The organism is Variovorax paradoxus (assembly GCF_030815975.1).
In the GTDB taxonomy this organism is placed as follows: domain Bacteria; phylum Pseudomonadota; class Gammaproteobacteria; order Burkholderiales; family Burkholderiaceae_C; genus Variovorax; species Variovorax paradoxus_N.
Genome location: NZ_JAUSXL010000002.1, coordinates 142,918 through 155,040, shown reverse-complemented (window position 1 = coordinate 155,040; position 12,123 = coordinate 142,918). Strand labels below are relative to the sequence as shown.

The 12,123-nt window shown below is 67.6% G+C and carries 11 protein-coding genes and 1 pseudogene; 9 read left to right on the top strand and 3 right to left on the bottom strand.

Going from position 1 to position 12,123, the window contains the following annotated elements; all coding sequences use genetic code 11:
• Positions 1-42 precede the first annotated feature (42 nt).
• Positions 43-765, top strand: coding sequence for a TetR/AcrR family transcriptional regulator (locus QFZ47_RS04485; RefSeq protein WP_307654502.1), 723 nt, complete (start codon positions 43-45; stop codon positions 763-765).
• Here QFZ47_RS04485 and QFZ47_RS04480 read toward each other — a convergent pair.
• The 3 genes and pseudogenes from QFZ47_RS04480 to QFZ47_RS04470 all read right to left on the bottom strand — a co-directional run bounded on the left by QFZ47_RS04480 (position 743) and on the right by QFZ47_RS04470 (position 3,971).
• The gene (locus QFZ47_RS04480; protein WP_307654501.1) at positions 743-2,122 is read right to left on the bottom strand and encodes a phospholipase D-like domain-containing protein; all 1,380 of its coding nucleotides are present in this window, start codon (positions 2,120-2,122) and stop codon (positions 743-745) included. The two genes, QFZ47_RS04485 and QFZ47_RS04480, sit on opposite strands and share 23 nt — an antisense overlap.
• A 34-nt stretch (positions 2,123-2,156) precedes the next feature.
• Positions 2,157-2,823: pseudogene (locus QFZ47_RS04475) on the bottom strand (glutathione S-transferase family protein).
• Between the two features lie 26 nt (positions 2,824-2,849).
• Positions 2,850-3,971, bottom strand: a complete 1,122-nt coding sequence (locus QFZ47_RS04470) for a 5-methyltetrahydropteroyltriglutamate--homocysteine S-methyltransferase (RefSeq protein ID WP_307654500.1) — start codon at positions 3,969-3,971, stop codon at positions 2,850-2,852.
• Positions 3,972-4,115: 144 nt separating this feature from the next.
• On the opposite strand from QFZ47_RS04470, the gene QFZ47_RS04465 reads away from it, so the two are divergent.
• The 8 genes from QFZ47_RS04465 to QFZ47_RS04430 all read left to right on the top strand — a co-directional run bounded on the left by QFZ47_RS04465 (position 4,116) and on the right by QFZ47_RS04430 (position 12,054).
• Entirely contained in the window at positions 4,116-5,222 is a 1,107-nt protein-coding gene (locus QFZ47_RS04465; RefSeq protein WP_307654499.1) for an aromatic ring-hydroxylating dioxygenase subunit alpha, read from the top strand.
• Positions 5,222-5,998, top strand: a complete 777-nt coding sequence (locus QFZ47_RS04460; protein ID WP_307658883.1) for a GntR family transcriptional regulator — start codon at positions 5,222-5,224, stop codon at positions 5,996-5,998. The genes QFZ47_RS04465 and QFZ47_RS04460 overlap by 1 nt, the downstream gene beginning before the upstream one ends.
• Before the next feature lie 40 nt (positions 5,999-6,038).
• Positions 6,039-7,025, top strand: a complete 987-nt coding sequence (locus tag QFZ47_RS04455; protein ID WP_307654498.1) for a PDR/VanB family oxidoreductase — start codon at positions 6,039-6,041, stop codon at positions 7,023-7,025.
• Between the two features lie 153 nt (positions 7,026-7,178).
• The gene (locus tag QFZ47_RS04450) at positions 7,179-8,354 is read left to right on the top strand and encodes an ABC transporter substrate-binding protein (RefSeq protein WP_307654497.1); all 1,176 of its coding nucleotides are present in this window, start codon (positions 7,179-7,181) and stop codon (positions 8,352-8,354) included.
• 364 nt (positions 8,355-8,718) lie between these two features.
• On the top strand, positions 8,719-9,591 hold the full coding sequence (locus QFZ47_RS04445) for a branched-chain amino acid ABC transporter permease (RefSeq protein ID WP_307654496.1): 873 nt from the start codon (positions 8,719-8,721) through the stop codon (positions 9,589-9,591).
• Positions 9,592-10,599, top strand: a complete 1,008-nt coding sequence (locus tag QFZ47_RS04440; RefSeq protein ID WP_307654495.1) for a branched-chain amino acid ABC transporter permease — start codon at positions 9,592-9,594, stop codon at positions 10,597-10,599. It begins immediately after the preceding gene.
• Entirely contained in the window at positions 10,596-11,357 is a 762-nt protein-coding gene (locus QFZ47_RS04435) for an ABC transporter ATP-binding protein (protein ID WP_307654494.1), read from the top strand. Before QFZ47_RS04440 ends, QFZ47_RS04435 begins: the two co-directional genes overlap by 4 nt.
• A complete protein-coding gene (locus tag QFZ47_RS04430; protein ID WP_307654493.1) occupies positions 11,350-12,054 on the top strand; it encodes an ABC transporter ATP-binding protein in 705 nt (234 codons plus the stop codon). Before QFZ47_RS04435 ends, QFZ47_RS04430 begins: the two co-directional genes overlap by 8 nt.
• Positions 12,055-12,123 lie beyond the last annotated feature (69 nt).

The following is a 12,123-nucleotide window of genomic DNA, read 5'->3' as shown; positions in this document are numbered from 1 at the left end:
TTTGAATTTGAAGTATTTTTTCAGTTCGATTAACCTCGGGCCATGGCGACACGCTCTTCCAGTACCCGCTCCCCCGCCGCCCCGCGCAAGACCGCGGCGCGCACCCAGCGCACCGACGGCAGCACCACGCGGCTGCACATCCTCGAAACCGCGGGCCAGCTGTTCGCGGAGCGCGGCTTCGCCGAGAGCACCAGCAAGGAAATCTGCACGCGCGCCGGCACCAACATGGCGGCGGTCAATTACCACTTCGGCAGCCGGGACGGGCTCTACGAGGCCGTGCTGATCGAGGCGCACCGCCAGCTCGTGAGCATGGACGAACTGGCCAGCCTGGCCAGCGAGCCCACCGATCCGCGGCAGAAGCTGCGAGCGTTCCTCATGCACCTGATCGAGCTGGGCAGCCAGCCCCGGGCGCCCTGGGGATTTCGCGTGGTGCTGCGCGAGGCGCTGTCGCCTTCGCCGGCGCTGCCTGCGCTGATCCGGCAGGCGGTGCTGCCCAAGGCCCGGCTGATCCGCGGGCTGATCGGCGGCATCATGGGCCTGCCCGACGACCATCCCTCGGTGCAGCGGGCGCTGCTGTTCGCAGTGCTGCCCTGCATCGTGATGACCGTGGCCCCCAAGGACCTGGCCAGCAAGGTGCTGCCGGCCCTGAAGGATGCCGACGGCCTGGCGGACGACCTGATGCGCTACGTGTTCGCGGGCCTCGATGCCATCGCGAAGGAGGCGGCCAGGACCGCGGCGCCCGCTAGAGCTGGAAAGCGACGGTGAGCAGCAGCCCTTCGGCCACGTCGCGCACCAGGCCCGGACGCCGCGCGCGGTAGGGCTCGCCGGCGGAGGCGATGGTGTCGATCCACTTGGCCAGCCAGTCGATCTGGCGCGGGCCGTAGAACACCACGGCCGCCTCGTGGTTGAGCAGCAGGCTGCGCAGGTCGAGGTTGATGGAGCCGCACATGGCCAGCTCGTCGTCGACCACCACGGCCTTGGCATGGGCCATGAAGGGCAGCATGCGAAAGCTCACGCCCGCGCGCGCCAAGTCGCGCATGGCGCGTGCGCGCACGAAATCGGCCAGGCGGTGGTTCGACCGCGCGGGCATGGCGATGGTCACCTGTACGCCGCGCCGCGCGGCCAGCCGCAGCGCATCGCGCAGCCCGTCGCCGGGCACGAAATAGGGCGTGACGGCGAGCACGCGGTGCTCGGCGCGAAAGCAGGCGTCGATCAGCAGCGCATGGGCGGTGTCCTCGGTCTGGTCGGGGCCGCTCGGCAGGAATTGCGCCATGGCGCTGCCCGGGCCTTCCTCCACGTCGTCGGCCGTGATGGCGCGTGCCTTGCGCCCGCGCACCGAGCTCCAGTCGTGGTCGAACTGGCGCGCGGCCGCTGCGGCCACGCTGCCGCGCAGGTCGAAGGACAGGTCGGGCCAGGCTTCGGGGAACTTGTCGCTGCCGGTGAAGTATTCGCCCGCGAGATTGCGCCCGCCCGACCACAGCCAGCCGTCGTCCGCAATGGTGAACTTGCGGTGGTTGCGCAGGTTGCGCGGCCCGATGCGACGCAGGCTGAAGAGGGGGCGGAACACGGCGACTTCGCCGCCCGCGGCGCGCAGCAGGCGGGTGTGGCGGCGCGGCAGGGTCAGCGCGCCGAAGCCGTCGAGCAGCACGCGCACCTTGATGCCTTCGCGCGCGCGCAGCGCCAGCCGTTCGATCACCGAGCGGCCCAGCGCGTCGTCGCCGATGATGAAGGTGCTCACGTCGATGCGCTCGCGCGCGCCGTCGATCACCTGCCACAGCGCCTCGCGCGCGGTGTCGCCGTCGGCATGCAGCCGGATGTCGCAGCGCCCGGGCGGCGCGAGGCCGAAGCTTTCGATGAGGTCGGCGGCCCAGTGCCCCGGCGCAGCCGAGCGCGCCGGCCGCGGCGAGCCCGCGGGGCGCAGCTTGCGCTGGCCGAACAGCAGGTACATCGGCAGGATGAGGTAGGGCATCAGCACCAGCCCCATGACCCACGCGATGGCCGTGGTGGGGGCGCGCTGCTCGCGGCGCGCGCGCGTGGTCAGCACATAGACCAGTAGCGCAAAGGTGACGACAAGAAAATGCTGGGACGGGGAGGGGAGCCAGTCGAATGTGGAATTCGGCATGTGGCGATGATGCCCGAGGACGGGTCCGCGCCGGTCAGCGTTGCAGGAAGGCGGGCACGCCGCGCCCCTGGGAGGCCAGGAATCGCATCATCGGATCGACCGCCGCGCGCACCGCGGGCCGCTCGCCCACGCGGCCGCGCCAGGCCACCAGGCGCGGCGTGGCATCGGTCATGCCGGCGCCCTTTCGGTCGGCGAACACATGCGCCATGTAGAAGGCGATGTCGGCGAAGGAATAGGGGCCCGCAAGGTACTCGCGTGTGGCCAGCAGGGCTTCCATCTCGCCGTAGTAGCGCGCGCAGGCGGCGCAGGCCGCCACCGCGGGAGCGCTCTGCATGTCGTGCTGCAGGCCGAAGAGCCGGATCACGTTCGGAAAAAAGACCTCGTCCGACTTCTGCTCGAGCTGCCGCGCGCGGGCCCCGTTCGGCAATGCCTTCGGGCCACAGCGCGGGGGCCGGATAGCGATCTTCGAGGTACTCGAAGATCTGGGTCGAGTCGAACAGCTCGACGTCGCCGTCGATCAGGATCGGCACCTGCTGCTTGACGGGATTGACGCGCAGCACCTCGGGGTGCTTGGGCTCGTACGCGTCGTCCTTGGTGAACGGCACCATCACCAGTTCGAAATCGACGCCTTTCTCGAGCGCGGCGATCTGCACCTTGGCGCCGAACATGCTGAGGGGGGCGGAATAGATCTGAGTCGTCATCCCCCGACTTCACCATGAATGGCGCCTCAGGTCGAGCCCCAGACCTCCTGGGCCGTCTCGACCACCAAACGCAGCTTGCTGCGCTGCGCTTCCACCGCGATGTTGTTGCCGTGCACCGTGCTCGAGAAGCCGCACTGCGGCGACAGCGCGAGCTGCTCGAGCGGGGCGTACTTGGCGGCGTCCTCGATGCGGCGCTTGAGTTCATCCTTGTCTTCCATCTCGCCGAACTTGGTGGTCACGAGGCCCAGCACCACCGTCTTGCCCTTGGGCAGATAGCGCAGCGGCTTGAAGTCGCCCGAGCGGGCGTCGTCGTATTCCATGAAGTAGGCGTCCAGGTCCATTTCCTTCAGCAGCGCCTCGGCCACCGGCTCGTAGTTGCCGGCCGCGGCGTGGGTGCTCTTGAAGTTGCCGCGGCACAGGTGCATGGCCAGCAGCATGCCCGGCGGCTTCTGCGCCACCACCTTGTTGATGAATGCGGCGTAGCGGTGGGGCAGCTCGTTCGGGTCGTCGCCGCGCTTGCGGGCGGCTTCGCGCATGTGCTCGTCGCACAGGTAGGCGAGGTTGGTGTCGTCCATCTGCACGTAGGTGCAGCCGGCCGCGGCCAGCGAGCGCAGTTCGTCGCCATAGGCCTTGGCCACGTCGTCGTAGAACACCGGGTCGAGCTCGGGGTAGGCCTCTTTGCTGATGCCGGCGCGGCCGCCGCGGAAGTGCAGCATGGTCGGCGAAGGGATCGTCACCTTGGGCGTGCGACCGGCCGAGACCTGGCTCTTGAGGTACTGGAAGTCGGCGAGCTGGATGTCTTTCACGTGGCGCACCTTGTCGAGCACGCGCATCGCGGGCGGCGCAAGTTCCTCGGTGCCGTCGGGCTTGCGGATGGTGACCGGAATGTCGGTCTTCACGCCGCCGAGCTGGTCGAGGAAATCGATGTGGAAGTAGGTGCGGCGGAATTCGCCGTCGGTGATGCTCTTGAGGCCGATGTCTTCCTGGAACCGGACGATTTCGGTGATGGCCTGGTCTTCGACCTTGCGCAACTGCTCGGGCGTGATCTCGCCCTTGGCTTTTTGCTCGCGTGCTTCGAGCAGGTATCTGGGGCGCAGGAAACTGCCGACGTGGTCGTAGCGGGCGGGCAGGGCGGCGTGCTGGGACATGGTGATCTCCGTCGTGGCTGAAAACGAATCGGACATCGTATCGCCTTGGAAACATTCGAATCTGTATACATTGAACCTGGTGTTTACCCTCGATAAGGCAATTCCTACTGGAAATTTTCTTATTTCTGTATACATTGGGTATTCATGAAAACGCCCACGACTGCCTTTCCGCTGAACGCCTGGTATGCCGCCGCCTACGATGTCGAAGTGCGCCACGCGCTGCTGCCGCGCACGATCTGCAACGAGAAGCTGGTGCTGTTCCGCCGTACCGACGGCCAGGTGGCCGCGCTCGAGGACGCCTGCTGGCACCGGCTGATGCCGCTGTCGATGGGCCGGCTCGAAGGCGACGAGCTGGTGTGCGGCTACCACGGCCTGGTCTACAACAGCCAGGGCCGCTGCACCCACATGCCGAGCCAGGAGACGCTGAACCCCTCGGCCTGCGTGCGCAGCTTTCCGGTGGTCGAGAAGCACCGCTTCGTCTGGATCTGGCCCGGCGACCCGGCCAAGGCCGACCCCGCGCTGGTGCCCGACATGCACTGGAACGACGACCCGGCCTGGGCCGGCGACGGCAAGATGATTCGCGTCAATTGCGACTACCGCCTGGTGGTCGACAACCTCATGGACCTCACGCACGAGACCTTCGTGCATGGCTCGTCCATCGGCAACCGCGAAGTGGCCGAGGCGCCTTTCGTGGCCACGCACGGCGACCGCTCGGCCACCGTCACGCGCTGGATGGAGAACATCGACCCGCCGCCGTTCTGGGGCGGCCAGATCCGCCACGCGCGCGGCTACACCGGCAAGGTCGATCGCTGGCAGATCATCCGCTTCGAGGGGCCGTGCACGGTGAACATCGACGTCGGCGTGGCCGAGGCGGGCAGCGGCGCGGCGCCGACGGAAGGCAACCCCGGCGACCGCAGCCAGGGCGTGAACGGCTACGTGCTCAACACCATCACCCCCGAAACCGACAAGACCTGCCTCTACTTCTGGGCCTTTGCGCGCAACTACTGCCTGGGCGAGCAGCGCCTCACGCACGAGCTGCGCGAAGGCGTGGCCGGCATCTTCCGCGAGGACGAGATCGTGCTCGAGGCGCAGCAGAAAGCCATGGACGAACGGCCCGACCATCAGTTCTACAACCTCAACATCGACGCCGGTTCGATGTGGGCGCGCCGGCTGATCGACCGCATGGTCGAGAAGGAAAAGCCCGCGCGCGCCGCCATCGCCATCCATCCCGCCGAGAAGCAGGCCGCATGATGAAAGTCGCGGCCGTCGCATCGCCCGCCGAACCCGCAGACGGCGGCGGCTCGCAGGCCGTGAAGGCGCAGCTGCGGCTGCGCGAAATGATCCTGGCCGGCGAACTGCCCGGCGGCGCTCGCATTGCCGAAGTGGCCATCTCCGAGCAGCTCGGCGTCTCCCGCACGCCGGTGCGCAGCGCGCTCATGCGGCTGGAGCAGGAAGGCCTGCTCGAGGCGCTGCCCAACGGCGGCTATGCGGTGCGCACTTTTTCCGAACGAGACGTGGCCGACGCCATCGAGCTGCGCGGCACGCTCGAAGGCCTGGTGGCGCGGCTCGCGGCCGAGCGCGGCGCGGCGCCGGTGGTGCTGCGCGAGGCGCGCGCCTGCCTGGCGCGCATCGACGAACTGCTGCGCGAGCCCGCGCTGGACGACGCGGCTTTCGCGCGCTATGTCACGCACAACGGAAAGTTCCATGCGCTGCTGTGCGAAATGGCGGCCAGCCCGGTGATCGCGCAGCAGCTCGAGCGCGTGGTCAACCTGCCGTTCGCCTCGCCCTCGGGCTTCGTCGTGGTGCAGGCCAATTCGCCCGCCGCGCGCGACATGCTCGTGATTGCGCAGGACCAGCACGTGCAGGTGCTCGACGCCATCGAGTCGGGCGAAGGCTCGCGTGCCGAGGCGCTGATGCGCGAGCACAGCCGCATCGCGCGGCGCAACCTGCGCGAGGCGCTGCATGGCACGCCCACCGCTGAACAGCGTGCGCTGCCCGGCGTGCAGCTGATCCGCCGGCGCGGCTGAGCGGCCGCTTTCCTTTCTTTCCTGTTGGTGTTGTTCCCCGATGAAAAGCGATCTTCAATGGATGCAGGCGCAGGTCGTTGCGCTGCGCGACGTCACGCCCACCGTGCGCGAGTTCGAACTGCGGCCCGAGCCGGGTTTTGCCGCTGCCCATGAGCCCGGCTCGCACCTGCAGGTGCAGGTGATGACGGCGCAGGGCAGGCTGCAGACCCGCTCGTACTCGCTGGTGGGCGAGGGCGACGGCCAGTGCTGGCGCATTGCCGTCAAGCGGCTCGACGACGGCCGCGGCGGCTCGCTCGCGATGTGGCGCCTGGCCGTGGGCGACCGGCTGCAGGTGAGCGCGCCGCAGAACCACTTTGCGCTCGACCTCTCCGCGCCGGGCTATCTGCTGGTGGCGGGCGGCATCGGCATCACGCCGCTGGTGCTGATGGCCGAGCGCCTGGGCGCGCATGCACGGCGCAACGGCGTGCCGGTCAGGATGCTCTACGGTGCGCGCCATGCCGGCGAGCTCGCCTACCTCGATCGGCTGCGCGAAGCCCTGGGCGCTGAGGTCGTGCCGCACGAAGGCGCGGCGCCTATCGACTTCGCGGCCGCCATTGCGGCGCTGCCGCCCGGCGGCCAGCTCTACACCTGCGGTCCGGTGCCGATGCTCGAAGCCGTCAAGCGCGCCTGGCAGGCCGCCGGCCGCGCGCCGGCGGACCTGCGCTTCGAAACCTTCGGCAGCAGCGGCCGGCTCGCGACCCAGGCCTTCACGGTGCGCATTCCCCGGCACGATCTTTCGATCACCGTGCCGGTTGACTGCACCCTGCTTGAAGCGCTCGACGCGGCCGGCGTGCAGACACTCTCGGACTGCAAGCGCGGCGAGTGCGGCCTCTGCGTGATGGACGTGCTCGCGGTCGATGGCGAAATCGACCACCGCGACGTGTTCCTGAGCGAACACGAGAAGCAGGCAGCCACCCGCATCTGCGCCTGCGTGTCACGCGCCGTGGGCACCCTCACGCTCGACTCCGCGTACCGCCCCGACAGCTGAAAACGGGCTGCGCGATCATCGCGCAGTTCATTTGTTCATCGCGCAACAATGGTCCGCTTTGAGTGGGGAGTAGGTGATTGCCTGCTCCGCCAGCTGTTGCAAAGTGTTGAAAAATAGCCCCGGTTCGCATTCCGTCCCTCCAAGGAAAACCTCATGCAAAGACGCCACCTCATCCAGACCGCAGGCCTCACGGCGCTTGCGCTTTCCATGTCGCTTGCCAATGCGCAGGACGGCAACAAGTTCAAGATCGGCCTGATCCTGCCGATGACGGGGCAGCAGGCGTCCACCGGCCGGCAGATCGAAGCGGCGGCCCGGCTGTACATGGCGCAGAACGGCGACACCGTGGCGGGCAAGAAGATCGAGCTCATCATCAAGGACGACGTGGCCACGCCCGACGTCACCAAGCGCCTTGCGCAGGAACTCATCGTCAACGACAAGGTCAACGTGATCGCCGGCTTCGGCGTGACGCCGGCCGCACTGGCCGCCGCGCCGCTGGCCACGCAGTCGAAGACGCCGCAGGTGGTGATGGCCGCCGCCACATCGAGCATCACCGAAGCCTCGCCCTACATCGTGCGTTCGAGCTTCACGCTGCCGCAGGTGTCGGTGGCGATGGGCGACTGGGCGCCCAAGAACGGCGTGAAGACGGTCGTCACGCTGGTGGCCGACTACGGCCCCGGCAACGACGCCGAGAAGTTCTTCAGCGAGCGCTTCCAGCTCAACGGCGGCAAGGTCGTCGAGAAGCTGCGCGTGCCGCTGCGCAATCCCGACTTCGCGCCCTTCCTGCAGAAGGTGCGCGACGCCAAGCCCGATGCGCTGTTCGTCTTCGTGCCCTCGGGTGCGGGCGCGGCGGTGATGAAGCAGTTCCTCGAGCGTGGCATGGACAAGGCGGGCATCAAGATGATCGCCACCGGCGACGTGACCGACGACGACCAGCTCAACGACATGGGCGACGGCGCGCTGGGCGTGGTCACCTCGCACCACTATTCGGCCGCGCATCCATCGCCCGCGAACAAGAAGTTCGTCGAGGCTTTCCAGAAGGCCAACCCCAAGATGCGCCCCAACTTCATGGCCGTGGGCGGCTACGACGGCATGCGCGTGATCTACGAAGCGCTCAAGGCCACCAAGGGGCAGGGCGGCGGCGATGCGCTGCTGGCCGCCATGAAGGGCCAGATCTTCGAGAGCCCGCGCGGCCCGGTGTACATCGATGCGCAGACGCGCGACATCGTGCAGGACGTGTACCTGCGCAAGGTCGAGAAGAAGGACGGCCAGCTCTACAACGTCGAGTTCGACGTGATCAAGGGCGTGAAGGATCCCGGCAAGGCGAAGTAACTGGGTCTCCCGAGGTGTTGTGCTCAGGACGGGATCACTCTTCAGGGCGCGCTCCCGCCGACGGGGTACCTTGCTCCGCGAATGTCCTCCGGCCTGCGGCCTCCCCCTTGATTTCGCTGCGCAAGGCACCCCATCGACGGGAGCGTTGGACAGAGCGGTTGTTGATCAGCTGTGCACCCAGAGCGTGCCCTGGTGCACAGGGCATCGGGTGCTCCCCGCAGCGAAATAAAGGAGGAGGCGAAGCCGGGGGACATTCGCGGAGGGGAGTACCCGGTGGCCTGTGCACGCGCCCTGAACAAGAGCCCCGAACAAGAGCCCCGAACAAAAAAGCAACGCGAGCCAAACGCCGTAGCGGAACACTGACATGTTGACCATTCTTTTCGACGGCATCGCCTACGGCATGCTGCTCTTCGTGCTCGCCGTGGGGCTGGCCGTGACGCTCGGGCTGATGAACTTCATCAACCTCGCGCACGGTGCCTTTGCCATGGCGGGCGGGTATCTCACGGTGTTTGCGATGCAGAAGCTGGGCCTGCCGTTCCTGGCCTGCCTGCCGCTCGCGTTCATCGTCGTCGCACTGGCCGGCGCGCTGCTCGAACGCACGCTCTACCGGCCGATGTACGGCAAGCCGCACCTCGACCAGGTGCTGTTTTCCATCGGCCTCGCGTTCATGGCGGTGGCGGCCGTCGACTACTTTGTCGGCTCCTCGCAGCAGAACATCCAGTTGCCCGAATGGCTGCGCGGCCGCACCGAGGTCGGCGACGGCGCGCTGCTGCTGGGCATGGGGCATTACCGCCTCTTCATCATCGCGGTGTGCGCCGTGCTCACGGTGGTGCTGCAGCTCATCCTCTCGAAGACCCGCTTCGGCAGCCGGCTGCGTGCCGCGGTCGACGATCCGCGCGTGGCGGCGGGGCTGGGCATCAACGTCAACATCGTGTTCCTGCTGACCTTCGCGGTGGGCTCCGGGCTCGCGGGACTGGGCGGTGCACTGGGCGCCGAGATCCTCGGGCTCGATCCGACCTTTCCGCTCAAGTACATGATCTATTTCCTCATCGTGGTGTCGGTCGGCGGCACCTCGTCGATCACCGGGCCGCTCGCGGCCGCGCTGCTGCTCGGCATTGCCGACGTGGCGGGCAAGTACTTCATTCCGAAGATGGGGGCGTTCACCGTCTACCTGCTCATGATCCTGATCCTGATGTGGCGGCCGCAGGGCCTGTTCACGCGCAAGGGAGGCCGTTGAATGAGCGCGCCTTCTTCTTCCTCTTCGGTTGATTTCCAGTCCGCGTTGCTGCGCAGGGCACGCTGGCGCCCGCTCGAATTCGTGGTGTGGGCCATGGCATTTGCATTGCCCTTCGCCATGCCTTCGCATTCGCTGCTGGTCAACGAGATCGCCATCGTCGCACTGTTCGCGATGTCGCTCGACCTGATCCTCGGCTACACCGGCATCGTCTCGCTCGGCCATGCCGCCTTCTTCGGCTTCGGCGCCTACACCGCGGCGCTGTTCGCCAAGCTCGTGATGCCGGACCCGACCGTGGGGCTGGTGGTGGCCACCGTGCTGTCGGCACTGCTCGGCCTGGTGGCCAGCGTGACGATCCTGCGCGGCAGCGACCTGACACGGTTGATGGTCACGCTGGGCACCGCGCTGCTGCTGCTAGAGCTTGCCAACAAGCTCGACTGGCTCACCGGCGGCGCCGACGGCCTGCAGGGCGTGGTGATGGGGCCGGTGCTGGGCCTGTTCGAATTCGATCTCTTCGGCCGCACGGCCGCCTGGTATTCGCTGAGCGTGATGCTTGTGCTGTTCCTCGTGATGCGCCGCATCGTGCACTCGCCCTTCGGCGCCACGCTGAAGGCGATCCGCGACAACCGGCTGCGCGCCATGGCCATCGGCATTCCGGTGGTGCCGCGGCTCGTGGTGATCTACACCGTGGCAGCGGGCATTGCCGGTGCCGCGGGCGCGCTGCTGGCGCAGACCACGGGCTTTGCCTCGCTCGACGTGCTGGCCTTCGACCGCTCGGCCGACGTGCTGCTGATGCTGGTGATCGGCGGCGTGGGCTGGCTCTATGGCGGCGTGGCGGGCGCCATTGTCTTCAAGCTGCTGCAGACCTGGCTCTCGGCCGTGACGCCGCAGTACTGGATGTTCTGGATCGGCCTGCTGCTGGTGCTGCTGGTGCTCGTGGGGCGCGACCGGGTGCTCAGGCCGTGGACATGGCTGGGCATCGGCAAGAAGAAGCAAGGCGGTGCCGCATGACCGAAACCGTGCTTTCGACCCACGGGCTCGTGATGCGCTTCGGCGGCATCACGGCCACCAACAACGTCACGATGGAATTGAAGCGTGGCGCGCGCCACGCGTTGATCGGCCCGAACGGGGCCGGCAAGACCACGCTGATCAATCAGCTGACGGGCGTGCTCACGCCGTCCGAAGGCCGCATCACGCTGTTGGGCGAAGACATCACGAAGCTCGCCCCGCACAAGCGCGTGGCGCGTGGGCTGGTGCGGACCTTCCAGATCAACCAGCTGTTCGACTCGATGACGCCGCTCGAAACGCTGGCGCTCGTGGTCTCGCAGCACCAGGGCATCGCGTCGCAATGGTGGCGTCCGCTGGGTGCCAGCAAGGCCGTGACGGAGCGCGCGGCGCAGCTGCTGGAGCAGTTCCACCTGAGCGACGTGGCGCAGCAGCAGACGAAGTTCATGGCCTACGGCAAGCGCCGCTTGCTGGAGATTGCAATCGCACTGGCCTGCGAGCCACGCGTGCTGCTGCTCGACGAGCCCGTGGCGGGCGTGCCCGCCGGCGAGCGCGAGGAGCTGCTGCAGACCGTGGCCGCATTGCCGGCCGATGTGTCGGTGCTCTTGATCGAGCACGACATGGACCTGGTGTTCAGCTTTGCCGACCGCATGACGGTGCTGGTCAACGGCACCTTGCTGACCGAGGGCGACCCGGAAACCATTGCCAACGATCCGAAGGTGAAAGAGGTCTATCTGGGCCATGGAGAAGCCGTTCATGTCTGAGCTGCTGCGCATCGAGAACCTGAGCGCCGGCTACGGCGAGGCCGTGGTGCTGCACGACGTGGCGTTCGCGCTCGGCGAAGGCCAGACGCTGGCGCTGCTGGGCCGCAACGGCACCGGCAAGACCACGCTGATCAACACGCTCGCGGGTGCCACGCGGCAGCATGGCGGAACCATCGCGCTCGGCGGCCAGGCCCTGCACAAGCTCGCGCCGCACCAGCGCGCCGCGGCCGGCATCGGCTGGGTGCCGCAGGAGCGCAACATCTTCAAGTCGCTCACGGTGCACGAGAACCTCGCGGCGGTGGAGCGACCCGGAAAATGGAACCCGCAGCGCGTCTACGAGATGTTCCCGCGCCTGGCCGAGCGCAAGACCAACCTCGGCACGCAGCTCTCGGGCGGCGAGCAGCAGATGCTGGCGGTGGGCCGCGCGCTGGTGCTGAACCCCAAGCTGCTGCTGCTCGACGAACCGCTCGAAGGCCTCGCGCCGATCATCGTGGAAGAGCTGCTGCGCGCCATCCGCCGCATCACGCAGGACGAAGGGTTGGCCGCCATCATCGTGGAACAGCATCCGCAGGCGATCCTTGCGATCTCCGACCATGCGGTGGTGCTCGATCACGGCACCATCGTCCATGCCAACAGCGCGGCGGCATTGCGCGGGCAGCCGCAGGTGCTCGAACGCTTGTTGGGCGTGGCGCGCTGATGAACGCCACCCGAAGGACGGCGCCCGGTGTAGCAATCGGCCCCTGACAACAGACCACAAGGAGACAGA

What these genes read in the sequence shown, in the direction of transcription:
- QFZ47_RS04485 (WP_307654502.1), top strand. Translation starts at nt 43, where the DNA reads ATGGCGACACGCTCTTCCAGTACCCGCTCCCCCGCCGCCCCGCGCAAG.
- QFZ47_RS04435 (WP_307654494.1), top strand. Translation starts at nt 10,596, where the DNA reads ATGACCGAAACCGTGCTTTCGACCCACGGGCTCGTGATGCGCTTCGGC.
- QFZ47_RS04460 (WP_307658883.1), top strand. Translation starts at nt 5,222, where the DNA reads ATGAAAGTCGCGGCCGTCGCATCGCCCGCCGAACCCGCAGACGGCGGC.
- QFZ47_RS04440 (WP_307654495.1), top strand. Translation starts at nt 9,592, where the DNA reads ATGAGCGCGCCTTCTTCTTCCTCTTCGGTTGATTTCCAGTCCGCGTTG.
- QFZ47_RS04470 (WP_307654500.1), bottom strand. Translation starts at nt 3,971, where the DNA reads ATGTCCCAGCACGCCGCCCTGCCCGCCCGCTACGACCACGTCGGCAGT.
- QFZ47_RS04445 (WP_307654496.1), top strand. Translation starts at nt 8,719, where the DNA reads ATGTTGACCATTCTTTTCGACGGCATCGCCTACGGCATGCTGCTCTTC.
- QFZ47_RS04455 (WP_307654498.1), top strand. Translation starts at nt 6,039, where the DNA reads ATGAAAAGCGATCTTCAATGGATGCAGGCGCAGGTCGTTGCGCTGCGC.
- QFZ47_RS04465 (WP_307654499.1), top strand. Translation starts at nt 4,116, where the DNA reads ATGAAAACGCCCACGACTGCCTTTCCGCTGAACGCCTGGTATGCCGCC.
- QFZ47_RS04480 (WP_307654501.1), bottom strand. Translation starts at nt 2,122, where the DNA reads ATGCCGAATTCCACATTCGACTGGCTCCCCTCCCCGTCCCAGCATTTT.
- QFZ47_RS04450 (WP_307654497.1), top strand. Translation starts at nt 7,179, where the DNA reads ATGCAAAGACGCCACCTCATCCAGACCGCAGGCCTCACGGCGCTTGCG.
- QFZ47_RS04430 (WP_307654493.1), top strand. Translation starts at nt 11,350, where the DNA reads ATGTCTGAGCTGCTGCGCATCGAGAACCTGAGCGCCGGCTACGGCGAG.